This window comes from Promicromonospora sukumoe, from assembly GCF_014137995.1.
Classification (GTDB): Bacteria; Actinomycetota; Actinomycetes; order Actinomycetales; family Cellulomonadaceae; genus Promicromonospora; species Promicromonospora sukumoe.
In genome coordinates, this window is record NZ_JACGWV010000001.1 from 1,967,899 (window position 1) to 1,990,607 (window position 22,709).

The following is a 22,709-nucleotide window of genomic DNA, read 5'->3' on the forward strand; positions in this document are numbered from 1 at the left end:
AGTGCTCGATGGCGAGTCAGACGCGGCAACGACGCCGCAACCTCTGGATCTACGCGTTCCTGATGCCGACGTTCATCCTGTACGGCGTCTACACGATCTACCCGATCGTCGCGAGCTACTGGTACTCGTTCGTCGAGTGGAACGGCTTCAGCGCCGAGCAGCGGTTCGTGGGCATCAGCAACTACGAGGCGGTCCTGGCCGACCCGCTGTTCTGGTCGTCGGTCCGCATCACCCTGCTGTTCATGCTGGTCGTGGCTCCCTTGCGGGTCTTCGGGGCGTTCTTCCTGGCGATCCTGCTGAACTCCCCGCGGCTGCCGTTCGCCAAGTTCTTCCGCACCGTCTACTTCCTGCCGGTCGTGACGACGACGGCGATCATCGGCGTGGTCATGCGGTTCATCCTCGACCCGGGCGCGGGACCCGTGGCCGCGGTCGTCGGGTGGTTCGGCCTGCCGCCCGTCGACCTGCTCGGCGACTCCGCCACGGCGCTGGTCACCACCGCGCTCGTGTACGTGTGGAAGTTCTTCGGCATCACGATGATCTACTGGCTGGCCGCGCTGCAGACGATCCCGCAGGACGTCTACGACGCGGCGCGGGTCGACGGCGCCGGCGGCGTGCGGATCTTCCGCCACATCACCCTGCCGATGCTGCTGCCGTTCCTGCTGATCATCACGGTGCTGACCATCGAGGACTGCTTCCACGCCTTCGACCTCATGCAGACGATGACGGCCGGCGGCCCGTTCTACAGCACCGAGATCATCGAGATCTACATCTACCGGTGGGCGTTCGCGGCCTCGATCCCGCAGCTCGGCTTCGCCTCGGCGGCCGCGGTGCTGTTCGGCGTGCTCGTCCTCGTCCTCGTCGCCCTGCAGGGCTGGGCGACCCTCACCTCGCAGCGGCTCCGGTCGCAGAGCACCGAGAAGGGACGAGCATGAGCACCCTCGCCGCACAGCGCCGTCACGACCCGCGGGCCGGTGACGGGACCCGGGAGCCCGACGACGGGCGTCCGGCACCCACCGCCCACGCTCCGCGGCGCCGCGGCTGGTGGATCGTCGCCCTCGTGCTCGCCGTGGTCGCGTTCGTCTGGGTCTTCCCGTTCCTCTGGATGGTGTCCGCGTCGCTGAAGAGCCCCGGCGAGATCTTCGCCGGCGGCCTGAACCTGATACCCGAGACGCTCGCGTGGGAGAACTACGGCCGGGCGTGGACCGAGGGCCGGTTCGGGCAGTACCTGCTCAACACGGTGATCGTCACGGTGACGACCACGGCGATCGTCGTCGTGCGGTGCGCGCTGGCCGGGTACGTCATCGGGCGCTACCGGTTCCCCGGGTCGCGCCTGGTCATCGGCATCTTCGTCGCGACCCTGTTCGTGCCCACCGGGTACACGATCATCCCGATCGTCAAGGTGTCCCTCGAGCTCGGGCTGCTCAACTCCCTTGCCGGCATGATCCTCGCCCTAGGCGGGGCGTCCAACGTGGCGGCGATCCTCATCTACGCCGGCTACTTCCGCAGGATGCCCGCCGACCTGGAGGAGGCCGCGATCGTGGACGGCGCGGGGTTCCTGCGGGTGTTCCTGCGGATCATGCTCCCGCTGTCGATGCCGGTCACCGCCACCGTCGGGATCCTGACGTTCCTGGCCACCTGGAACGCGTTCTTCCTGCCCCTGGTCTTCTCGTCGACCAACCCCGACCTGCGCACGGTCAGTGTCGGCATGCAGGCGTTCGTGGGGGAGAACTCGACCGACTGGGCGGCCATGGCGGCCGCCGGCGTGATCTCGATCCTGCCCGTCGTCGTCCTGTTCGTGTTCATGCAGAAGTACTTCGTCGAAGGCATCGCCGGCGCCGTCAAGGCGTAGGCCACCCGTCCGGACCGTCGTTCTCACAGCGTCTTTCTCAAGGAGGAGACTGACATGCTCGAACTATCGCGACTCGAGATATCACGCCGCACCTTTGTCGGTGGAGTAGGGGTCGGCGCGCTCGCGGGGCTGCTCGCCGCGTGCGGCGGCACGGGTACCGCCCCCGGGGTGGGTACGGGCATCCGCTGGTGGGACCACTTCGGCGGCCTCCAGGACCAGCACAAGGTCTGGGCGGCCGAGCAGGCCAAGAAGCTCGGCCTGCCCGTCGAGTACACCTACAACGAACCCGGCCGCGCGACCGAGGCGCTCCAGCTCGCGAACCAGTCCGAGCAGCTCCCGGACGTCTACTCCAACATCGTCGGCCTGCCGCTGCCCGCCCTGGTCGACTCCGGCTGGGTCAGCCCGATCGAGCTGTCGGACGAGGCGCTGGCGCGGCTGCCCGAGGGCACCCTCGTCGAGGGCATCAGCATGCTCGACGGCGTGGTGTACGGCCTGCCGGTCATGTCCGACCGCCAGTACTGGGCCTGCACCTGGTACAACTCCGAGATCGCCGGGTCGGTCGGCTTCGAGCCGCCGCGCAGCTACGACGAGCTCCGCACTGCTCTGCGCGCCATCGCCGACGACGGCCGGTTCGCGCCGATGACCCTGGCCCTCGGGGCGAGCGAGCGGATGCGCGACCAGGCCGACGACCTCGCGCAGTCCGGCGGGTTCCCCGGCTGGCAGGGGCTGCGCTACGACACCGGCGAGTACGCCTACGACGACGACGCCTACGTGAACGTCATCGAGCTGCTCAAGGAGATCTCGGACAACGGCTGGCTGCTGCCCGGCACCAACTCCTTCCAGGTGCCCGACGCGCGCGGCCGCTGGGCGGCGGGCAGCGTCGGCTTCGCCATCGACGGCCCCTGGGCGCCGGGTGGTGTCCGGGCGCTCAACGAGGCGCACCTGCCCAAGATGGCGACGTCGGGCCAGCTCACGCCCGAGGGCGAGGACCTCGTGATCACGCGCGGCGCGCCGGCGCCCGTGTGGTTCGTCGCCGGGAACACGAAGCACGCCGACGAGGTGAACCTGCTGCTCGAGTCGTTCACCCAGGACGACTACCAGGCGCTCCTCGCCGAGGCGATGGACCAGCCCCCGCTCAACCTGGACGTCGTGGCCGACGCCGACGTCATCGAGCCGTACGCCTGGCTGGTCGAGGACTACAAGAAGCGGGTCTTCCGGGCCCCGCAGCCCCAGGTGCGCAACCCCGCCGCGAACGAGGCCCTCGCCTTCGTCATGCCGGCCGCGCCCCACCTCGGGGACATCATCCAGGGCTACCTGGGCGGCGACCTCACCGACCTGCGGGCAGAGCTCGTCAAGCTCAGCGACACCGCCAACCAGAACCTCGACCAGGCGATCGACAAGGCCGGCGCCGCGGGGGCGAAGGTCTCCCGGGACGACTGGGCGTTCACCGACTGGCAGCGCGGCGTCGACTACGCCTACTGAGCGGCCTGCCGACGCCGCGCACGGACCGAGTTCGCTGTACCGACTGACAGGAGAGCACACGATGCACGCATTTCCCGCCGAGCGAACGGCGATCGTCACGGGCGCGGCCTCACGACGGGGCATCGGCCGGGCCGCGGCCCACCGCCTGGCCCGGGACGGCTGGTCCGTCGGGGTGCTCGACATCGACGGCGCCGCGGTCAAGGACCTCGCCGTGGAGCTGACCAGGACCTACGGCGTCCGGGCCGCGGGAGCAGGGGCCGACGTCGGGGACGCCGACGCCGTCCGTGCCGCGATCGCCGAGCTGACCGCCGCGCTGCCGCCGGTCGTCGCGCTCGCGAACATCGCCGGCGTCAGCTCCCCGACGCCGTACCTCGAGCTCGACGACGCCGAGTGGGAGCGGGTGCTGCGCATCAACCTGCACGGCGTGCACCACGTCACCCGGGCGGTCGTGCCCGCGATGGTCCAGGCGGGCGTCGGGCGGGTGGTGTGCCTCTCGTCCGTGTCGGCCCAGCGCGGCGGCGGCACCTACAGCCGCACGCCGTACTCGGTGGCGAAGGCCGGCGTGATCGGCCTCGCCCGCTCCCTGGCGCGGGAGCTCGGCGAGCACGGGATCACCGCCAACGCGATCGCCCCGGGACCGATCGACACCGACATCATGGGCGGCACCCTCAGCGACGAGCGCAAGGCCGAGCTCGTCGGCGACCTCGTCGTGGACCGGGTCGGCACCACGGACGACATCGCCGCGGCCATCAGCTTCCTGGTCGGCCCGGAGTCCGGCTTCATCACCGGTCAGACGCTCAACGTCGACGGCGGGCTCCACATGCACTGACGGCGCCCACGGCTCCCCAACCAGCAGAAAGGAGAGACGCCATGACCCCGGCCGGCACCCGCTGGATCGGCACGAGCTGGAAGATGACCAAGTCGCTGTCCGAGGCGCGCCGGTACGCCACGGCGCTCGCCGCGGCCGCGCGCCCCGGGCGGTGGCCCGGCCTCCAGCCGTTCGTGATCCCGTCCGCGACGGCGCTCACCACGGTCCGCGACGCCCTGCCGCCGTCGGCCGGGGTGCTGCTCGGGGCACAGAACGCGCACTGGGCGGACAGCGGGGCCTGGACCGGCGAGGTCTCGGTGCCACAGGTCGCCGACGCCGGGGCGCGCCTCGTCGAGATCGGGCACTCGGAGCGGCGCGAGCACTTCGGCGACACCGACGACGTGGTGCGCCGCAAGGTCGAGTCCGTGCTGCGGCACGGCCTGGTGCCGCTGCTCTGCGTGGGCGAGCCCGCGGCAGTGCGGGCGGCGGGCGGCTCGGTCGAGCACGTGCTCGACCAGGCGCGTGCGGCGCTCGCGGGGGCGGACCTGGCGGGGGCGGCTGGGGCAGGCGTGGCCGGACCGAGCCGGGTGCTTGTCGCCTACGAACCCGTCTGGGCGATCGGGGAGCACGGCACACCTGCACGGCCGGACGACGTCGCCGACGTCGTCGCGGCGCTCGCGGCCGAGCTGGGCCCCCGCGTCCACGGGGTCCTGTACGGCGGCTCGGTGGACCGGGCGAACATGCACGAGCTGCTGGCCGTGGAGCACGTGAGCGGCCTGTTCATCGGCCGGGCCGCGTGGGACGTGGACGCGTTCGTCGCGATCCTGGACGGCGCCGCGGCTGCGAGACCGACCAGCTGACCACCCCGGTGCCGCAGGCATCGCAGATCGACGGAGATCACATGCGCACAGCCGAGAACTGGCCCATCGCGGCCAACATGCTGTCCTTCGGGGCGACCGCCGCGGACGGCACCCCCAACCTCGACGCACCCGCGGAGTCCTGGCGGGCCCAGCTCCAGCAGGTCGCCGACCTGGGCTTCACGCACGTCGACCCGACCGATGCCTGGCTGTCGATCGGGGAGCTGACCGACTCACGCTTCGGCGACCTGCTCGGCGTGCTGAAGGAGACCGGCCTGACGGTCCCGTCCGTGTCGACCACCCGCCGCAGCGTCGTCGACGCCCGACACGGGGAGGACTACCTGCGCCTCGGCCACACCATCATCGACCGCGCCCCGCAGCTCGGGGCCGAGGTCGTGAGCTTCGGCTTCATGCAGGCGCTCACCCCAGCGCAGCAGGGGGCCCTGTGGTTCTGGCTGGCTGACGGACACCACGACGACGTCGACGACACCGCGACCTACGCGCTCGCGGTCAGCCGGATCCAGGAGCTCGCCGACCACGCCCGCGACCTCAGGGTGCAGGTCAGCCTCGAGATGTACGAGGACACCTACCTCGGCACGCCCGATCTGGCGGTGCGGTTCGCCCACGACGTCGGCCGGGACAACGTGGGCCTCAACCCCGATCTGGGCAACCTGGTGCGCCTGCACCGGCCGGTCGAGGACATCCCCACGATGTTCGAGAAGGTCCTGCCGCTGACGAACTTCTGGCACATCAAGAACTACACGCGCGACGAGGACCCGGCGACGGGCTCGTACGCGACGCATCCGACGCCGCTGGTGCAGGGCGTCGTGAACTATCGCGCGGTGATCCGCCGGGCCCTGGAGCTGGGGTTCGAGGGGGTGTTCGTGTGCGAGCACTACGGCTCCGACAGCCTCGGCGTCGCCGCCATCAACCGGGAGTACATCCGCGAGGTGCTACGCGGCGCCGGGCGCTGAGCCCACCCTTCCCCGTCTGTCGTCCCCAGGCCCACGAGCAGAGGTGCAGCCGATATGACCTACGTGTACAACCGTCCCGAAGACTTCGCGGCCGAGGCGCTGCGTGGCCTCGTCAAGGCCCATCCTGGCCGCCTGCGGTCGGTGCCCGGGGGGATAGCCCGCGCGGAGGGCACCCGCCCCGGCAAGGTGGCCGTCGTGGTGGGCGGTGGTTCGGGGCACTACCCGGCGTTCGCCGGCCTGGTGGGTGCGGGCGTGGCCGACGCCGCGGTGTGCGGCGAGGTCTTCACGTCGCCGTCCACGCGCCAGGTGCTCGACGTGTGCCGCGCCGCCGACGCCGGTGCCGGGGTGTTCCTCACCTTCGGCAACTACGCGGGCGACGTCCTGAACTTCGGCGCGGCGGCCAGCCGCCTGCGGGCCCAGGGCACGGACGTCTCGATCCTCCTGGTCACCGACGACGTCGCCTCCGCCCCGGCCGACCGGGCGGCGGAACGCCGGGGCGTGGCCGGTGACCTGGTCGTGTTCAAGGTGGCCGGCGCCGCGGCGGAGCGGGGCGCCGACCTGGCCGAGGTGGACCGGCTCGCTACCCGTGCCAACGCGCGCACCCGGTCGTTCGGCGTCGCGTTCGGCGGGTGCACGCTCCCGGGCCAGGACCACCCGCTGTTCGGCCTGGAGCCGGGGCAGGTCGGGTGGGGCCTGGGCATCCACGGCGAGCCGGGAGTGGGCGAGGAGGCCGTGCCGACGGCGGCCGGGCTGGCCGCCGAGCTCGTCGAGCGGGTCCTGGCCGAGCGCCCGGCCGACGCCGACGGCCGTGTCGCCGTGCTGCTCAACGGGCTCGGGAACGTGAAGTACGAGGAGCTGTTCGTCCTCTGGGACCGGGTGCACGACCTGCTCGCGGAACGCGGCGTGCGGCTGGTGGCCCCGCTGGTGGGGGAGTACGTGACGAGCCTCGACATGGCCGGGTGCTCGCTGACGGTGTGCTGGCTCGACGACGAGCTGGAGCCGCTGTGGCTGGACCCGGCCGACACGCCGGCCTTCCGGCACGGGGGATGGCGGGCGGCTCCGGCCGGGGGCGCTGCCGGGGGCGTCGTCGGGCCGGGCACCGAGCCGGCCGCTGAACCGGCCACGGCGCTCGTGCCCGCGACCACCGAGCAGGGGGCCGCGGCCGCCCGGTCCGTGGCCCAGATCCTGCACCGTGCCCGGACCGCGCTGCACGACGCCGAGGAGATGCTCGGCGACCTGGACGCACGGGCCGGCGACGGCGATCACGGCCGCGGCATGTCACGCGGGGTGGACGCGGCCGTCGAGGCGGCAGACGCCGCGGTGGCCGCCGGCGGGGACGCCCCCTCCGTGCTGCGCCGCGCGGCCGACGCCTGGGCCGACAAGGCCGGCGGCACGTCAGGAGCGCTCTGGGGGGTGGGGCTGTTCGCGCTGGCCGACTCTCTCCCCACGGACGCAGCGGTCTCCCTCGACGACCTCGTGGCCGGGATGAGCGCGGCCAGGGCGCAGATCCGGTCGGTCGGCGGCGCGAGCGTGGGCGACAAGACGCTCGTGGACGCGCTGGAACCGGCGGTCGAGGTGCTGGTGGCGGCCACCGGTGCCGGTGCCGCGCCGCGCTCGTCCGGCGAGACATGGCAGGCCGCGGTCCGCGCCGCCCGTCAGGGCGCCACCGCGACCACGCAGTTCACGGCCCGGCTCGGCCGCTCGCGGGTGCTCGGCGACAAGAGCCTCGGCGTCGCGGACCCCGGGGCGACGTCGCTCGCCCTGCTGCTGGGCGAGGCGGGTGCCGCCGTCGGCGTCCCCGTGCCCGAGAACTCGACCAAGGAGGCGCGATGACGACGGGACTGCGGCTGGTGATCGGCTCGGACGACGCCGGCTTCGACTACAAGGAGATCCTGAAGCGGGACCTGGAGGCGGACGACCGGGTGGCCTCGGTGGTCGACGTCGGCGTGGGGGACGACGAGCACACCGCCTACCCCCACATCGGTGCGGCGGCGGGCCGCCTCGTCGCGGCGGGGGAGGCCGACCGCGCCCTGCTGGTGTGCGGCACGGGCCTCGGGGTGGCGATCTCGGCGAGCAAGGTGCCGGGCGTCCGCGCCGTGACCGCGCACGACTCGTTCTCGGTCGAGCGCTCCGTGCTCTCCAACGACGCGCAGGTGCTGTGCTTCGGCCAGCGCGTGGTGGGCATCGAGCTGGCCCGCCGGCTGGCGCGGGAGTGGCTCGGCTACACGTTCGACCCGACCTCGGCGTCCGCGCCCAAGGTGGCCGCGATCAGCCAGATCGAGCGATCGGCCGATCGGGCCCCGTGACCGATCCCGATCGGCGACCGCTCCGAACCTCCTAGGTACTGCTCGGGCGGCAGCTTGCCGCCATCACAACGGAGGATCGGTCATGCGTACGTCGAGAATCGCTCTCTGTGCCGCGACAGCGGCCCTGGTGGGTCTGTCGTTGGTCAGCGCATGACACCGGCCACCGAGAGCCCCACGGCACCGTCGGTCGAGCGCTCTCCGGGCGGCGCGGGCTGGGCCGCGCTCGCGGGCGTGCTCGCCGGTGGCGCCGGGCTGGCCGTCGCGGAGCTCGTTGCCACGGTCGTCGCACCCGGTGCCAGCACGCTGTTCGCAGGCGGCGCCGCCGTGATCGACGCCGTGCCCCCAGGGCTCAAGGATCTTGCCGTCGAATGGTTCGGCACCAACGACAAGGCCGTGCTGCTCGCCACGATGGGTGTGGTGCTGGCACTGGGGGCGGCGCTCGCGGGCTGGCTGGAGCTGCGCCGCCCGCCGGTGGGTGCGGTCCTGATGGGAGTCGTCGGCGTCGTCGGCGTCGTGGTCGCGGTGCTGCGCCCGAGCGCGACGCCGCTGTGGGCACTGCCCAGCGCCATCGGGCTGGGCGCCGCGGTGCTCCTGCTGCGTGCCGCCGTGGCGCGGCTGCGGCCCGTGCCGGGCGGGGGCGAGGTCTCGGCGGGCGAGACTCCGGGCGGCGCCGTGAACAGGCGTGGCTTCCTGGCCGTGTCGGGCATCACCGTGGGTGTCGCGGTGCTCGCGCTGGCCGGTTCGCGCGTGCTGTCGATGGGCTCGACCGCGATCAGCGCCGTGCGGGAGAAGCTCCGCCTGCCCACCGCGCGCACGCCGGCGCCGCCGGTGCCCGCCGGGGCAGACCTGAAGCTCGACGACCTGGCGCCGTACGTCACCCCGAACGAGGACTTCTACCGCATCGACACCGCGCTGATCGTGCCGCAGGTGAACCCGCAGGACTGGGCGCTGGAGGTCAGTGGTCTGGTGGACGAGCCGTTCACGATCACCTGGGACGAGCTCATGGAGCTGCCGATGGAGGAGCACTACGTCACGCTCTCGTGCGTGAGCAACGCCGTGGGCGGCGACCTGGTCGGCAACGCGCTGTGGCTCGGCTATCCCATCCGCGCGCTTCTGGAGCGGGCAAAGCCGCAGGCCGGCGCCGACATGGTGCTCTCCACGAGCGACGACGGCTTCACCGCGGGTACCCCGCTGGACGTGCTCCAGGACCCGGACCGCGAATGCCTGCTGGCGATCGGCATGAACGGCGAGCCGCTGCCCGAGGAGCACGGCTTCCCCGCGCGGCTGGTGGTGCCCGGCCTGTACGGGTACGTCTCGGCGACCAAGTGGGTCACCTCGCTGAAGGTCACCACCTTCGACGCCGACGAGGGCTACTGGACGCCCCGCGGCTGGGACGCACTGGGGCCCATCAAGATCGCGTCGCGCATCGACGTACCGCGCTTGTCCGTGCCCCCGTCCGCCGGCGCCGTCACCGTCGCGGGCGTCGCCTGGGCACAGCACACCGGCATCAGCAAGGTCGAGGTCCGGGTCGACGGCGGGGACTGGGTCACCGCCGAGCTCGCCGAGACGGTGGGGCCGGACACCTGGCTCCAGTGGCACACGTCGATCGACCTGGATGCCGGCTACCACAGCCTCACGGTGCGGGCCACGGACTCGGACGGAGAGGTCCAGACCGAGGACAAGGCGCCGCCGGCTCCCAACGGTGCGTCGGGCTGGCAGACCGTCTCGGTCAACGTGACCTGACCGGGGGCGCAGGCGGAACAGCAGATGGATCGGGCGGAACTGGTGATGGACAGGGTTTTGCCCCGATGCAATACTCAGGCACCTCAACGGCGAGAGGACCTGTCATGTCCCGTTTCCGTCGGATGGCTGTCGCGGTCGCGGTGCTGATCGCCGCCACCCCGTTCACGAGCAGCGCCGCCGTGCCACCGGAAGACCCCGTACGAGCCGCAGCAGTGGTGAACACCTTCCGCAATCCCGTGAACCCGAGCGCCGACCCGTCGGTGATCTTCCACGAGGGTACGTACTACGCCGCGACGACCCGGGGCGATCGCATCAGTATCTGGCGCTCGCCGAGCATCGCCACTCTTCTGGCGGCTCCCGAGGAGGTCGTCTGGCGCGACTCCGACGCGACCCGCAACACCCAGATGTGGGCGCCGGCGTTCCGCCACGTCGGTGACCGCTGGTACATCTACTACACGGCCTCGGACGGCGTGGACAGCAACCACCGGATGTACGTGCTGGAGTCGGCCGGGAACAGCCCCATGGGCCCGTACTCGTTCAAGGCGAAGATCGCCGACTTCGGCGAGTACGCGATCGACGGCGAGCCCATCACTCACAACGGCCAGGACTACTTCGTCTGGACAGGTCCGGGCCGAGGCCAGGGCGGACCCGCGCAGCTCTACATCGCGCGGATGACCAACCCCTGGACGACGACGGGCGGCAGGGTCGCGATCCCGGCGGACGGTGGCTGCACCGAGGTGCGGGAGGGCCCCACACCCCTCTACCGCAACGGCCGCACGTTCCTGACCTACTCCACTTGCGACACCGGCAAGCCGGACTACCAACTGTGGATGAAGAGCATCGCGAACGGCGCCGACCCGATGGTGGCGGGCAACTGGGTGCAGCACGCCGGGCCGGTCTTCTCCCGTAACGACGCGACCGGTGTCTGGGGGCCCGGGCACCACTCGTTCTTCCGGTCGCCGGACGGTTCCGAGGACTGGATCGCCTATCACGGCAAGAACACCAGCACCAACACCTACTCGTACCGCACGACGCGGGTCCAGCGCTTCACCTGGAACGCGGACGGTACGCCGAACTTCGGCCGTCCCCTGGCTGCCGGCGCGACCCAGACCCTGCCGTCCGGTGACCCCGGTGCGGCCACCCGGGCGATCAACGACTTCGACACCGGCACCGGCCTGTGGCAGGTCCAGTACGCAGGCTCCTGGCAGTCCGGCTCGGGCTGTGGCGTGCAGTGCTTCTGGGGCAACGACCACTGGAGCGGCGCCACGAACGCCACCGCCACCATCAGGTTCAACGGCACCCAGATCGCACTGCTGAGCGTGCGGGACCGCGGCAACGGCATCGCCGCCGTCTCGATCGACGGCGGTCCCGAACAGCGTGTCGACCTCTACAGCGACATCCGCGTCGGCGAGCAGCTCAACTACCTCAGCCCGGTTCTACCGCCCGGGGAGCACACGCTGCGCGTCCGGGTGACCGGGGAGCGCAACCCCGCGTCGACGGGCTCGGTCGTCAGCATGGACCGGATCGAGGTCTACGGCGTCGGCTGAGCCCGCGCGCTCGCGCAGGGCGTCGAGCTCGCCAGCGGCAACACGGTCAGGAAGTAGCCGCCCGCAGTCGATCTCTACGATGGCCGCATGGCTGGGATCGTGTGGTGGGAGATCGAGACGGCGGAGCCGGAGACGTTCCAGCGGTTCCATCAGGCGCTCTCGGGTTGGTCGTTCGAGCCGGCGTTCGAGGACACGGAGATCGGCGCGTCCTACTGGATCATCCAGGAGGACGGCCACAGTATCGGCGGGCTCCAGCGCGCTCCGTCGTCTGCTGCGCGGCCGTCTGCCGGGGCGCGCGTCTACCTCGCCGTGGATGATCTTGAGTCGACCCTGGACCGCGTGGTCGAGCTCGGTGGTGTGATCCAGCGCTCTCGTATCGCACTCGGCGGCGACGACCGATGGTTCGGGGTGTTCCGAGACCCGGCCGGGGTGTCGTTCGGCTTGTGGACGGAGCGCCCGGAGCACGGGTGACCTTGACTGACGGTGCGGCCGGCGGGGTGGACCCGCCGACCGCACCGCGTCAGGGCGACGTCAGGCGCCCGTGTCCTCCGTGAACAGCCGGGAGGAAGTCGATCAGGGACCGCCCAGGCATCCAGCCCGTGCGGGAGTCAGCGCTCCCGGGGGTCCCGGAGAGCCGCCATGGCCTCCATGAGCGTCGAGTGGACGTAGGTCAGCTCGGGCGTGGCGAACGACTCCCAGTCCTCGTCACCGACCGGCTCCGTCCAGTCGGCGTCGTCCGACGGGTTGTGCTGGTAGACCCACCAGAGATGACCGAACGGATCCGCGAAGCGTGCCAGCACGTCGCCCCAGAACTCCGTCGGCTCGGTGACGATGCGCGCGCCGGCTCCGGCGGCACGCCCCAGGGTCGCGGCCGGGTCCTCCACGTAGACCCGGACGAATGCCGGCGTGTAGGGCCACTGCGGCTTGCGGTCCGCGATCGTGATCGTGGAGTCGCCGATCCGGACCTCGGAGTGCAGGACCAGGCCGTCGGTGTCGGCGGTGCGGGCCTCCGGAACCTCGGTCGCGTCGAAGACGTCGAGCACGAAGCGGATGAGGCCGGCGGCGTCGTCCGACCAGATGAAGGGATCGACCGTCGCCGACCCGGCAGGGGCGGCGGGGACGGTACGTGGGGCGGGGGCGGACATGAGCTCTCCTTGGTCTTGATGGGACGTGCTCGATGGAACCGCCAGTCTCGTCGGCCTTCCGGACAGTATTCGGCCACTTGTCGACCTAGCCTGAGGAGATGTCGACCAGCTCCCGAGCCCTCGAGCTGCTCGGGCTCCTGCAGAGCCGGCGCCACTGGCCGGGCGACGAGCTCGCGCGCCGCCTCGCAGTCAGTCCGCGCACCCTGCGCCGCGCCGTCAGCGGGCTGCAGGAGCTCGGCTACCCGATCGTGACGACCCGTGGAACGGGCGGCGGCTATCAGCTCGGCGCCGGTGCGTCGCTCCCGCCGCTCGTGCTCAGCGAGGACGAGGCCGCGGCCACGGTGCTTGGGCTCAAGGAGATCGCCACGGGCGCCCACCCCGCCTCCGCGGACGACGCCGTGAGCGCGATGGCGAAGATCGTGCAGGTGCTCCCACCCCGCATCCGCGGCAGGATCGACAGCCTGCGGGCCGTCGCCGTCCCCGCGAGCGCTCAGCAGCGGGCGGCCATCGGTGATGTCACCGCGCTCACGACGCTCGCGCTCGCGTGCCGTGACGCCGACACGGTGGAGTTCTCCTACCGGTCCCACGGTGGTGACGAGTCCTGGCGGACAGTGCAGCCGCACCGGATCGTGAACGTGGACAACCGGCTCTACCTGCTCGCCTGGGACCTGGCCCGTGCCGACTGGCGCACGTTCCGGGCCGACCGCGTCACCGGACCGCACCGCACCGGGAACCGGTTCGCACCACGTCGGCTGCCGGGCGACGACCCCGTGGCCTTCGTGAACGCGCGGATCGGCGACCGGCCGTCGCGCTTCCGCGTGCGCGCCACGGTGCACGCGCCCGCCGAGCGGATCGAGGCCGAGATCGTGCACTACGGCACCGTCAGGCCGATCGACGACGGCTCGTGCGAGGTCTGCATCGCCGCCGAGTCGCTGGACTGGGCGGCGTTCTGCCTCGTGGCGATCGGCGCACCCTTTGTCGTGCACGGACCGGCTGAGGCCGTCGACCACCTGCGGGCCTGGGGGCAGGCGCTGATCGCGGCGACAGCACCACCCAGCTAACCGGATGAAATATCCACCGGGTGGTGTTGACGCACTCTGCAAGGCCACGTTCGAGCTCGCACCCGACTTCCCACCGTGCTCGGTGGGGGCCACAACGGATCGTCCGGCACGTTCCTGCCGGTGGAGGGATGTTTCTCATGGCTACTGTCACTTTTGATCACGCGACGCGTGTCTACCCGGGCACGGAGGCCCCGGCGGTGAACGAGTTCACCCTGGAGGTCGAGGACGGGGAGTTCCTCGTGCTGGTCGGGCCCTCGGGCAGCGGCAAGTCGACGGCTCTGCGCATGCTCGCGGGTCTGGAGGACGTCAACGGTGGGCACATCTTCATCGGTGACCGTGACGTCACCGATGTGCAGCCCAAGGACCGCGACATCGCGATGGTCTTCCAGAACTACGCGCTCTACCCGCACATGTCGGTGGCGGACAACATGGGCTTCGCCCTGAAGATCGCGGGCACCCCGAAGGCGGAGATCCGCCAGCGCGTCGAGGAAGCCGCCAAGATCCTCGACCTGACCGAGTACCTGGACCGCAAGCCGAAGGCCCTCTCCGGTGGTCAGCGTCAGCGCGTCGCGATGGGCCGCGCCATCGTGCGCCAGCCCCAGGTGTTCCTCATGGACGAGCCGCTGTCCAACCTGGACGCCAAGCTGCGTGTCCAGACCCGCACCCAGATCGCGTCGCTGCAGCGTCGCCTGGGCGTGACCACGGTCTACGTGACCCACGACCAGACCGAGGCCCTGACGATGGGTGACCGCATCGCGGTCCTCAACGGCGGCATCCTGCAGCAGGTCGGCACCCCGCGGGAGATGTACGACCGGCCGAACAACGTGTTCGTCGCCGGGTTCATCGGCTCCCCGGCGATGAACATCGGCACGTTCGACGTCAAGGACCTTGGCGTCAAGGTCGGCTCGGCCAGCGTCCCCCTGGAGCGCTCGATCGCGAGCAGCCTCAGCGAGGCCGACGGCGGCAAGGTCACCCTGGGCTTCCGTCCCGAGGCCCTGGACGTCGTCCCGTCCGGCACCGCCGGCTCGTTCGACGTCGAGGTCAACCTGGTCGAGGAGCTCGGCTCCGACGCCTTCGTCTACGGCTCGCTCAAGGGCGACGCCGCCGACGTCGACCTCTCCGCGGGTGACACCAACCAGGTCATCGTGCGCATCGACCCGCGCGGCGTGCCGGACAAGGGCGACGTCATCTCCGTCGCCATCCAGGCCGGACACTCGCACGTGTTCTCCGCGACCTCGGGCGAACGCCTCGGCTGAGCCGTCGGGGGCGGGGGAGGTGCGGTCAGCGGCTCAGGACGCCCCGCACCGCGTCGACGACGGTCTGGAAGACGGGGTCGGGCGCCGTCTCGGCCGTGTGCCGAGACGCCCCGCCCCACGCGGCCGGCAGGCCCTCGCCGAGGGCCGTCCGGCGCCTCAGCTCGGCGGCGAAGGCATCGACCGCGCGTGCCGTCGCGGTGTCGTCGCCGCTCACTGCCCGACCTGCCGCCTCGACGGAGCGAACGACCAGTGCCTGGCCGGACTCGGTGGCGCTGTCACAGGTTTCGCTGAACGCTCTCAGTCCGGCCTCCCACGCGGCGCTCTCGCTCGCTACGGCGTACGGGTACCAGGCCCGGGCGGCGGCCCGCAGGGCCGCCACCGCTCCCGCGCCGATCTCGTCGGCGACCCGGGCCGCGTCGGCCGCGGCCCCTGCACCCGCTCGAAGCGACACGAGCGTCGCGTCGTCCGCTGCCTCGGCCCGCTCTCCTGCGGCGGCGATCGCTTCGTACGCGGCGCGCACACAGCTCGCCTCGAGCGGCTGTGGGCCTTGCACCTCGGCGGCCCGTGCGATGTCGGTCCTCAGCGAATCGACGTCGAGGGCATCGGGGCCGATCCCGCGCGAGAGGTTCTCGGATGCTGCTCGTGCGCTGCGTGGTTCGGTGCCCATGTCGGCCTCCTGAGGTCGGTCCGGTGACCGTAGGCGTCCCACTCCTCCATGGGTTGCCGGTCGTTGTCCGGAGGGTGAACGAGGTGCCAAGTCCGGCCGCATCGTCACCGACGGGCTTCGTGCCTCTCCGTGGTGACCTCGGCCAGCACGTCCGGGAGCGGCTCGACACCCAGGCCCGGACCGGTCGGGACGCCCAGCGACCCGTCCTCCAGGACGAAGGGCTCCGTGATGTCGGTGGCGTAGTACCGGTCGGAGGCCGAGACGTCGCCGGGCAGCGTGAACCCGGGCAGCGCGGCCAGGGCGACGTTCCCTGCCCGGCCGATCCCGGTCTCCAGCATCCCGCCGCACCAGACCGGCACCCCGGACGCCGCGCAGACGTCGTGGATGCGGCGTGCCTCCAGGTACCCGCCGACCCGGCCGGGCTTGATGTTCACGATCTCGCAGGCACCCAGCGCGATGGCGTCGGCGGCGGACCGGGCCGACACCACGGACTCGTCCAGGCAGATGGGCGTGCGCAGGCGCCGGGCGAGCGCCGCGTGCCCGCGCAGGTCCTCCTCGTCCAGGGGCTGCTCCACGAGCAGCAGGTCGAAGGCGTCGAGGCGGGCGAGGTGCCGCGCGTCGCCGAGCGTGTAGGCGGCGTTGGCGTCGACCTGTAGCAGCAGGTCGTCCCCGAACCGTTCGCGGACGGCGGCCACCGGCGTCACGTCCCAGCCCGGCTCGATCTTCAGCTTGATCCGCTGGTAGCCCTGGTCGAGGTACCGGCCGACGGCGTCCAGCAGCTCCGGCACGGAGTCCATGATCCCCACGGAGACGCCGCTCGGGACGCGGTCGGCCACCGCGCCGAGACTGGTCGCGAACGACATGCCGTGCGCGCGCAGCTCGGCGTCGAGCACCGCGGCCTCCAGTGCCGCCTTGGCGATGCGGTGCCCCTTGACCCGGGCCAGGAGCGGCGCGACGCGGTGCGCCGTCACCGACTCGGCGGCGAGCAGGGTCGGGACGAGGTGCCGCAGCAGCACGTCCTGCGCGCTCTCCAGGTACTCCGAGGAGTAGCTGGCGTCCGCCCCGGCCACGCACTCGCCCCACCCCACGGCGTCGGGCGTCGTGACCTGGACCAGGAGCGCGGGCCGCTCGTGCTCGATCCCGAGCGAGGTGCGGAATGGGGCGACCAGGGGCAGGGAGATCCGGTGGACCGTGATCCGTTCGATCCGCATCAGACCGCTCCGTCCTCGACGATGTAGCCGCACAGCGTCCGGTCGAAGTCGACCACCCGGCCGCCGTCGGCCAGCAGTGCGCCGAGCGTGTCGCGGACGGCGGTCCGCCAGTCCGCGGCGATCCGCGGGTCGCGGGTGCGGAGCTGCTCGATGTCCGGCGGGACGGTCACCAGGACCGGCCCGTCGCCGAGCGGGACGGCCCGGGGGACCGGCCGGTCGTCGACGTTCTCCAGCACCGCCCGCGGGGTCGGGCCGGCGGGCTCCGGGGCGGTGGAGGCTTCCGGCAGGGCCGCCGACGCCGTCGTGTCGCAGGCCGCCCGCGCCCGGGGCCCGGCCAGGTCCCAGCGGAGCAGGAGCCGGTCGGACGGGTCGTCCCCGTTGATGCCGTCGGCCAGGCGGCCGTAGTGGTCGACCAGGTAGCGGTCCACCGTGCCGCCGAGCTTGCGGAGGTTGAAGTGGGCGTTGCGGGCCACGAGCGGGTCGAACGTCCAGGTGATCTCGCCGACCCCGTGCTCCAGGACGCGCGCCCGCTGGTCGAGCTTGAGCGCGAGGCCCACGCTGCGACCGCGGGTCCCGGCGTGCACGCCGGCGATATGGCTGTGCATCCCGTTCCCGCCGGGCGGCCCCCAGAAACCGATGCAGGCCCCGATCAGCTCGCCCTCGCTGCCGGCCTCGCTGCCGCCGTCGTCCCCGGATGCGTCGATCGCCCCGGCCACGTAGCTCCCGGCATCGGCGATCGCCTTGATCACGTCGGCCGCGATCGGGGGCTGCTCCGGCGCGGTCTGCCACACGTCGGACAGGAACTTCTCGGTCGTGAAGCTGTCCGTCGTCGAGTCCAGGGTGCGGATGCGCACGCGGGACCGGCGGGCCGCGCGGGTGGCGCTCGCGCGCGCGGCGGTGATCGTCGAGTGGTCCAGGTCCATACCCGCATCATGGGCGATCGCCGGACCGCTCGACGACCGCTCGCCGCGTTCGGCGGCCGATCGATATGACCGTTTGTTCCGTGTTCATGGAAGGGACATCCGCAGTCAGCCCCGCAGATGCGTTCGGCACGTTCCGTGTCCGCCATGAGTCGGGGAGCGGGGAGTCGGGGAGTGGGCACGTACAGGCGGCAGATCCGTACCGGACGCCAGGACGTGACAGACCTCGCGGGCGCGACGGTCGCCGCGCTGGCCGAGGCCGCACGCAGGCTGAACCGGGAGCTGGACGTCGCACCTGCCACGCCGGGCGAGGCCTCGGGGCCGGCAGGCGCGGTCCGTGTCGCCGTCGTCACCCGCGATCCCGAGGACGGCGTCCCCGGGCCCGACCTGTCCGCTTGCGTGGACGACGCGGGGGAGCTGACCGTCACCGTGTGCTGCCCGCCCGGTGACCCGTGGCAGCACGCGGTGGCCGCCGTCGCCGAGATGCACGGCGAGCTGCTCGGTGCCCTCCTGGGCGATCCGTCCGCCGATCTCGCCGAGGTCGACGCGCTGTCGGAGTCGAGCCGGGCCGCCGTGCTCGGCCCGCTGGCCGGCGCCACGGTGGACCACGGCCCGTACCGCAGCGTGGTGGAGCGCGTGCTCGCCGCCGCCGAGCGCACCCCGGACGCCGTGGCCGTGCACGCCGGCGACGGGTCGCTGACCTACCGCGAGCTGGTCGGGCGGGCGACGGCGCTGGGCGCGCTGGTCCGCGGCCGGGTGGCGGGGACCACCAAGGGCCGGGAAGCCGACCGGGAGTCCGGCGAGCCGGTGCTCGTCCCGGTGCTCGTCGCGGACGGTCTGGCACTGCCGGTCGCCTGGAGCGCCGTTCTGCTGTCCGGCGCCGGGTACGTCCCGGTCGACCCGGCGTGGCCCGCCGAGCGGGTCACGAACGTCCTGGACCAGCTCGGCAGCGCGGTGGTGCTGTGTGTCGACCCCGCCGCCGTCCCGGCCGGGCACCGGGACCGCGCGGTGGTCGTCGAGGTGGGCGGCGCGGTCCCCGGCGGTGCCGGCCCGGACGGTGCTGCCCCCGACGACAGCGCTGTCGTCGCCCGGCCCGCCCCCGGCGACGTCGTCTACGGCGTCTACACCTCCGGCACCACGGGCACCCCGCTGTGCGCGGTGAACGTGCACGGCGGCCTGGCCAACCGGCTGGCGTTCATGGACCGCTGGTTCGGCGCCCCGGCCGGGCGCGAGGTGGTGCTGCAGAGCACCCGGCACATCTTCGACTCCGCGTTCTGGCAGATCTTCTGGCCGCTCACCCGCGGCGGCGCCGTCGTGGTGCCCACGGTGGGCGCGCGCTTCGACCTGGAGCACACGGTCGAGCTGATCGAGGACCACGCGGTGACCGTCGCGGACTTCGTGCCGGCCGTGCTGCACGCCCTGCTCGCCATGGTGCGGCAGCGTCCCGGCACGCTCGACCGGCTGCGCTCCCTGCGGCACGTGGTGATCGGCGGCGAGCAGATCAACCCGCGCGACGCGCACGAGCTGCGCGAGCTGCTGCACGGCCTGCGGGCGAGCAACGCCTACGGTCCGACCGAGGCGTCCATCGGCATGATCTTCCACGAGATCGCGGCCGACGACGGCGACGACGTGCCGCTGGGCCGCCCCGTCGACAACTGTGCGGCCGTGATCGTGGACGTCGACGGCCGGCCGCTGCCCCAGGGCGCGACCGGCGAGATTGTCATCGGCGGAGCCTGTGTGGGCGTGGGCTACCACGGCGCACCGGACCGGACGGCTCAGCGGTTCTTCCCGAGCCCGTGGGGCGGCGTGGCTGGGCCGGGCGGCGTCCTGTCCGGGCGGATGTACCGGACCGGTGACCTCGGCTACCTCGACGCGGACGGCCGGTTCCGGTTCGTGGGCCGGATCGACCACCAGATCAAGATCGCCGGGGTGCGGATCGAGCCCGGGGAGGTCGAGACCCTCGCCCTGGACTGCCCGGGGGTGCGGCAGGCCGTGGCACTGGTGGCCGGCCCGTCCGCGCACCGCGAGCTGGTGCTGGTCCTGACCGGCCACCAGGCGTCCGTCGGCGGCAGTGTCGGCGACGGGCGTCCTGGCCCTGCGAATGCCACCTCCGTGAGCGCCGACGCGGTGCTCGCCGTCCTGCGGTCTCGGCTCCCGCGCGGCAGCGTGCCGCAGCGCGTCGTCGTGGTCGACGAGCTGCCCCTGACCGAGGCGGGAAAGACCGACCGGCGGCGGCTGACGGCGCAGGTCGAGGCGGAGCTCGCGGTTCCGGCCGACGACGGCGCCGGCGACCCCGTGCTCGCCGTGCTGCGCACCGTGCTGCGGCGGCCGCACCTGGCGGCCGACGAGGATGTGTTCGCGGCCGGGGCCAGCTCGTTGCAGGCAGTCGCGGTCGTCGGCGCGCTGGCCGCCCGGCTGGACGTCGAGGTGGGCGTCCGGGACCTGCTGGACCACCCGACCGCCGTCGGCCTGGGTGACCTGCTGCGGCGCCGCGGCGCGGGCGGCGACGACGTGCCGTCCACGGCCGGCCTCATGGCGGCCGACCTGGACCTGCTCGCGCCGGCGGCACCGGAGCACGACGGCCCGGACCCCCTCGCCGAGCCGCCGAGGCGGCCGGACGCGCGGGAGCCGCGCACCGTGCTGCTCACGGGCGCGACGGGCTTCGTCGGCACGCGGCTGCTGCACGAGCTGCTGGAGGGCACCGACCTCGACGTGCTCTGCCTGGTCCGGGGCGACGACGACGAGCACGCCGGCCGGCGCCTGGCGTCCGCGCTGCGGGCGCAGGGGCTGGACGAGCCCGGGCACGCCGCGCGCACGAGCGTCGTCGCGGGCGACCTGGCGCTGCCGGCCTTCGGGCTGACCGGCGAGCGCTGGCACGAGCTGGCCCGGCGGGTCGACCTGGTGGTGCACTGCGGCGCCCTGGTCAACCTCGTCTACGACTACCGCGTGCTGCGGGAGCCCAACGTGCTGGGCACGGCCGAGATCATCCGCCTGGCGCGCGACGCCGGCGGCGTCCCGCTGCACCACGTCTCGACGCTCGGCGCGCTGCACGACCACGCCCTGCTCAGCAGCGCGCCGGTCACGGAGGACGTCGACGTGGCCGACGTCGTGCCGCCGTCGGGCGGGTACAGCGCCTCCAAGTGGGTGGCCGAGCGCCTCGTCCGGGCCGCGGGCCGGGCCGGGCACCTGCCGGTGACGGTGCTGCGCCTGGGCGAGGTGATGCCCGTCCCCGGTGGCACGTCCGGCGGCGCGTCGGCCAACCCGACCGCGCTCACCCAGCTCCTGCTCACCGCCTTCCGGCGGCTGGGCGAGGTGCCGGACGCCGCGCTCCGCTCGGACCACAGCCCCGTCGACGCCGTGGCCCGCGCGGTCGTGGCCGCGGTGTCCGACCCGGAGGCCGTGGACGCCGTCGGGCGGGTGCGGTCGGTGCACCTCTTCCGGCCCGGCACGGTGCGCTTCGACGAGCTGCCCGGCCCGGACGGCCGCCGGTACGACCGCGTGCCCTGCCTGCGGTTCGTGGCCGACCTGCGCGCGGCCGCGGCGCTCGGCGACCAGGAGCTGGGCCGGCTGCTGGCCGTGCTGGAGCACCGCGCGGGCGCGCGGATCGAGCAGGAGGACGCGCTCCGGGACGTGCTGGAGGGGCTGCTCCAGGACAACCCGGCGCTCTTCGACCGGTCGCGGGGCGAGCTGCTCGAACGTCGTGCCGCGACCGGCCGGGCGCCGGTCCGGGTCCCGGTCGCCGCGGGCGCGCACGGCGAGACGTACGGCCGTGGCTGAACGCGCCGTGCCTGAGCGTGCGGCGCCGGCGCACCACGAACACCACGAACAGAACGACGGAAGAGAGACAGGGATGCGCGAGCGTCGCATGGGCCGGCTCGGCTGGGGCGTCGGGGAGATCGGCTACGGCATGTGGGGGATCGGCGGCGGCCCCGGCGGGTTCACCGGGTGGGACTACGACGCCGCGCCCGTGGCCCTCGACCTCGCGGTCGACTCCGGGTGCACGTTCTTCGACACTGCCTGGGTCTACGGCCGCGGCGTGTCCGAGACGATGCTCGGCGAGCTGCGCCGTCGTCGGCCCGACGCCGGGCTGCGCCTTGCCACCAAGGTGCCGCCGCTCAACCGCGAGTGGCCGCCCCGGCCGCAGGACACGCTGGAGGACGTCTTCCCCACCGAGCACGTCCTGGAGTACACCAGGCGCAGCCTGGACAACCTCGGCGTCGAGAAGATCGACCTGCTGCAGCTGCACGTCTGGGAGGACCGCTGGGCGGCCGAGCCCGGCTGGCAGCGCGCCGTCGCCCGCCTCAAGGAGGAGGGCCTGATCGACGGGTTCGGCATCAGCGTCAACCGCTGGGAGCCCACCAACTGCTTCGCCGCCCTGGACACGGGCCTGGTGGACGCCGTCCAGGTGATCTACAACGTGTTCGACCAGGCCCCTGAGGACGAGCTGTTCCCGCGGGCCCTGGAGGAGAACATCGCGATCATCGCCCGCGTCCCGTTCGACGAGGGCTCGCTCACCGGGACCCTGCGCGCGGACACCACGTTCCCGCCCGAGGACTGGCGTGCCGTCTACTTCGGGCCGGAGAACCTCGGGCCCACCGTCGAGCGCGTCGAGGCGCTGCGCGAGCTGGTCCCGGAGGGCACCACGCTGCCCGAGCTGGCCCTGCGCTTCGCGCTGCACCACCCCGCGGTCTCCGCCGTCATCCCCGGGATGCGCCGCCCCGAGCACGTGCGCGCCAACCTCGCGGTCGCCCAGGCGCCCGAGCTGCCCGCCGACCTGCTGGACGCGCTGCGCGCCCACCGCTGGGACCGCACCCCGACCGCCTGGTCGATGTGACCTCCTTCGCGCCACCCTTCCGCGCCGCCGAGCGGCGCCACCCTCGAAA

The 22,709-nt window shown here is 72.8% G+C and carries 19 protein-coding genes; 15 read left to right on the forward strand and 4 right to left on the reverse strand.

Features of this window, described 5'->3' with window-relative positions; translation table 11 throughout:
- The first annotated feature begins 8 nt into the window (after positions 1–8).
- The 11 genes from FHX71_RS08655 (at position 9) to FHX71_RS08705 (ending at position 12,037) form a co-directional block, all read left to right on the forward strand.
- On the forward strand, positions 9–932 hold the full coding sequence (locus FHX71_RS08655) for a carbohydrate ABC transporter permease (protein WP_182615370.1): 924 nt from the start codon (positions 9–11) through the stop codon (positions 930–932).
- Positions 929–1,849: a carbohydrate ABC transporter permease gene (locus tag FHX71_RS08660; protein ID WP_246402385.1), complete on the forward strand. Its 921-nt coding sequence runs from the start codon at positions 929–931 to the stop codon at positions 1,847–1,849. Before FHX71_RS08655 ends, FHX71_RS08660 begins: the two co-directional genes overlap by 4 nt.
- A gap of 54 nt (positions 1,850–1,903) precedes the next feature.
- On the forward strand, positions 1,904–3,331 hold the full coding sequence (locus tag FHX71_RS08665) for an ABC transporter substrate-binding protein (protein WP_182615373.1): 1,428 nt from the start codon (positions 1,904–1,906) through the stop codon (positions 3,329–3,331).
- Between the two features lie 61 nt (positions 3,332–3,392).
- The gene (locus tag FHX71_RS08670; RefSeq protein ID WP_182615375.1) at positions 3,393–4,160 is read left to right on the forward strand and encodes an SDR family NAD(P)-dependent oxidoreductase; all 768 of its coding nucleotides are present in this window, start codon (positions 3,393–3,395) and stop codon (positions 4,158–4,160) included.
- A gap of 41 nt (positions 4,161–4,201) precedes the next feature.
- Positions 4,202–4,999, forward strand: coding sequence for a triose-phosphate isomerase (locus tag FHX71_RS08675; RefSeq protein WP_182615378.1), 798 nt, complete (start codon positions 4,202–4,204; stop codon positions 4,997–4,999).
- Between the two features lie 41 nt (positions 5,000–5,040).
- On the forward strand, positions 5,041–5,970 hold the full coding sequence (locus FHX71_RS08680; RefSeq protein ID WP_182615380.1) for a sugar phosphate isomerase/epimerase family protein: 930 nt from the start codon (positions 5,041–5,043) through the stop codon (positions 5,968–5,970).
- 54 nt (positions 5,971–6,024) lie between these two features.
- Positions 6,025–7,803 carry a dihydroxyacetone kinase family protein gene (locus tag FHX71_RS08685; protein ID WP_182615382.1) on the forward strand — a complete coding sequence of 593 codons (1,779 nt, stop codon included), beginning with the start codon at positions 6,025–6,027 and terminating at the stop codon, positions 7,801–7,803.
- Positions 7,800–8,276 (forward strand): ribose-5-phosphate isomerase, encoded by a 477-nt coding sequence (locus FHX71_RS08690; protein ID WP_182615384.1) that lies wholly within the window; start codon positions 7,800–7,802, stop codon positions 8,274–8,276. The genes FHX71_RS08685 and FHX71_RS08690 overlap by 4 nt, the downstream gene beginning before the upstream one ends.
- Before the next feature lie 150 nt (positions 8,277–8,426).
- The gene (locus FHX71_RS08695) at positions 8,427–10,019 is read left to right on the forward strand and encodes a molybdopterin-dependent oxidoreductase (RefSeq protein ID WP_182615386.1); all 1,593 of its coding nucleotides are present in this window, start codon (positions 8,427–8,429) and stop codon (positions 10,017–10,019) included.
- 104 nt (positions 10,020–10,123) lie between these two features.
- Positions 10,124–11,566, forward strand: coding sequence for a family 43 glycosylhydrolase (locus FHX71_RS08700; RefSeq protein WP_246402387.1), 1,443 nt, complete (start codon positions 10,124–10,126; stop codon positions 11,564–11,566).
- Between the two features lie 87 nt (positions 11,567–11,653).
- On the forward strand, positions 11,654–12,037 hold the full coding sequence (locus FHX71_RS08705) for a VOC family protein (protein ID WP_182615389.1): 384 nt from the start codon (positions 11,654–11,656) through the stop codon (positions 12,035–12,037).
- Between the two features lie 137 nt (positions 12,038–12,174).
- Here the strand turns inward: FHX71_RS08705 and FHX71_RS08710 are convergent, their stop codons facing one another.
- A complete protein-coding gene (locus FHX71_RS08710; protein WP_182615391.1) occupies positions 12,175–12,711 on the reverse strand; it encodes a VOC family protein in 537 nt (178 codons plus the stop codon).
- A gap of 98 nt (positions 12,712–12,809) precedes the next feature.
- Here FHX71_RS08710 and FHX71_RS08715 point away from each other — a divergent pair, with 98 nt between their 5' ends.
- Together FHX71_RS08715 and FHX71_RS08720 are read left to right on the forward strand one after the other, a co-directional pair.
- A complete protein-coding gene (locus FHX71_RS08715; protein WP_182615393.1) occupies positions 12,810–13,772 on the forward strand; it encodes a helix-turn-helix transcriptional regulator in 963 nt (320 codons plus the stop codon).
- 137 nt (positions 13,773–13,909) lie between these two features.
- A complete protein-coding gene (locus tag FHX71_RS08720; protein ID WP_182615395.1) occupies positions 13,910–15,028 on the forward strand; it encodes an ABC transporter ATP-binding protein in 1,119 nt (372 codons plus the stop codon).
- 25 nt (positions 15,029–15,053) lie between these two features.
- On the opposite strand, the gene FHX71_RS08725 is transcribed toward FHX71_RS08720, so the two are convergent.
- The 3 genes from FHX71_RS08725 to FHX71_RS08735 form a co-directional block, all read right to left on the reverse strand.
- Positions 15,054–15,695, reverse strand: coding sequence for a hypothetical protein (locus FHX71_RS08725; RefSeq protein WP_182615397.1), 642 nt, complete (start codon positions 15,693–15,695; stop codon positions 15,054–15,056).
- A gap of 104 nt (positions 15,696–15,799) precedes the next feature.
- Positions 15,800–16,906, reverse strand: a complete 1,107-nt coding sequence (gene menC, locus FHX71_RS08730; RefSeq protein ID WP_182615399.1) for an o-succinylbenzoate synthase — start codon at positions 16,904–16,906, stop codon at positions 15,800–15,802.
- Positions 16,906–17,829 carry a hypothetical protein gene (locus FHX71_RS08735; protein WP_182615402.1) on the reverse strand — a complete coding sequence of 308 codons (924 nt, stop codon included), beginning with the start codon at positions 17,827–17,829 and terminating at the stop codon, positions 16,906–16,908. The genes menC and FHX71_RS08735 overlap by 1 nt, the downstream gene beginning before the upstream one ends.
- Positions 17,830–18,000: 171 nt before the next feature.
- Between FHX71_RS08735 and FHX71_RS08740 the strand changes: the two genes are divergently transcribed.
- Positions 18,001–21,603 (forward strand): amino acid adenylation domain-containing protein, encoded by a 3,603-nt coding sequence (locus tag FHX71_RS08740; RefSeq protein ID WP_220489573.1) that lies wholly within the window; start codon positions 18,001–18,003, stop codon positions 21,601–21,603.
- Between the two features lie 73 nt (positions 21,604–21,676).
- A complete protein-coding gene (locus FHX71_RS08745; protein ID WP_182615406.1) occupies positions 21,677–22,660 on the forward strand; it encodes an aldo/keto reductase in 984 nt (327 codons plus the stop codon).
- The last annotated feature ends 49 nt before the right edge of the window (positions 22,661–22,709 follow it).

What these genes read in the sequence shown, in the direction of transcription:
- FHX71_RS08655 (WP_182615370.1), top strand. Translation starts at nt 9, where the DNA reads ATGGCGAGTCAGACGCGGCAACGACGCCGCAACCTCTGGATCTACGCG.
- FHX71_RS08660 (WP_246402385.1), top strand. Translation starts at nt 929, where the DNA reads ATGAGCACCCTCGCCGCACAGCGCCGTCACGACCCGCGGGCCGGTGAC.
- FHX71_RS08665 (WP_182615373.1), top strand. Translation starts at nt 1,904, where the DNA reads ATGCTCGAACTATCGCGACTCGAGATATCACGCCGCACCTTTGTCGGT.
- FHX71_RS08670 (WP_182615375.1), top strand. Translation starts at nt 3,393, where the DNA reads ATGCACGCATTTCCCGCCGAGCGAACGGCGATCGTCACGGGCGCGGCC.
- FHX71_RS08675 (WP_182615378.1), top strand. Translation starts at nt 4,202, where the DNA reads ATGACCCCGGCCGGCACCCGCTGGATCGGCACGAGCTGGAAGATGACC.
- FHX71_RS08680 (WP_182615380.1), top strand. Translation starts at nt 5,041, where the DNA reads ATGCGCACAGCCGAGAACTGGCCCATCGCGGCCAACATGCTGTCCTTC.
- FHX71_RS08685 (WP_182615382.1), top strand. Translation starts at nt 6,025, where the DNA reads ATGACCTACGTGTACAACCGTCCCGAAGACTTCGCGGCCGAGGCGCTG.
- FHX71_RS08690 (WP_182615384.1), top strand. Translation starts at nt 7,800, where the DNA reads ATGACGACGGGACTGCGGCTGGTGATCGGCTCGGACGACGCCGGCTTC.
- FHX71_RS08695 (WP_182615386.1), top strand. Translation starts at nt 8,427, where the DNA reads ATGACACCGGCCACCGAGAGCCCCACGGCACCGTCGGTCGAGCGCTCT.
- FHX71_RS08700 (WP_246402387.1), top strand. Translation starts at nt 10,124, where the DNA reads ATGTCCCGTTTCCGTCGGATGGCTGTCGCGGTCGCGGTGCTGATCGCC.
- FHX71_RS08705 (WP_182615389.1), top strand. Translation starts at nt 11,654, where the DNA reads ATGGCTGGGATCGTGTGGTGGGAGATCGAGACGGCGGAGCCGGAGACG.
- FHX71_RS08710 (WP_182615391.1), bottom strand. Translation starts at nt 12,711, where the DNA reads ATGTCCGCCCCCGCCCCACGTACCGTCCCCGCCGCCCCTGCCGGGTCG.
- FHX71_RS08715 (WP_182615393.1), top strand. Translation starts at nt 12,810, where the DNA reads ATGTCGACCAGCTCCCGAGCCCTCGAGCTGCTCGGGCTCCTGCAGAGC.
- FHX71_RS08720 (WP_182615395.1), top strand. Translation starts at nt 13,910, where the DNA reads ATGGCTACTGTCACTTTTGATCACGCGACGCGTGTCTACCCGGGCACG.
- FHX71_RS08725 (WP_182615397.1), bottom strand. Translation starts at nt 15,695, where the DNA reads ATGGGCACCGAACCACGCAGCGCACGAGCAGCATCCGAGAACCTCTCG.
- menC (WP_182615399.1), bottom strand. Translation starts at nt 16,906, where the DNA reads ATGCGGATCGAACGGATCACGGTCCACCGGATCTCCCTGCCCCTGGTC.
- FHX71_RS08735 (WP_182615402.1), bottom strand. Translation starts at nt 17,829, where the DNA reads ATGGACCTGGACCACTCGACGATCACCGCCGCGCGCGCGAGCGCCACC.
- FHX71_RS08745 (WP_182615406.1), top strand. Translation starts at nt 21,677, where the DNA reads ATGCGCGAGCGTCGCATGGGCCGGCTCGGCTGGGGCGTCGGGGAGATC.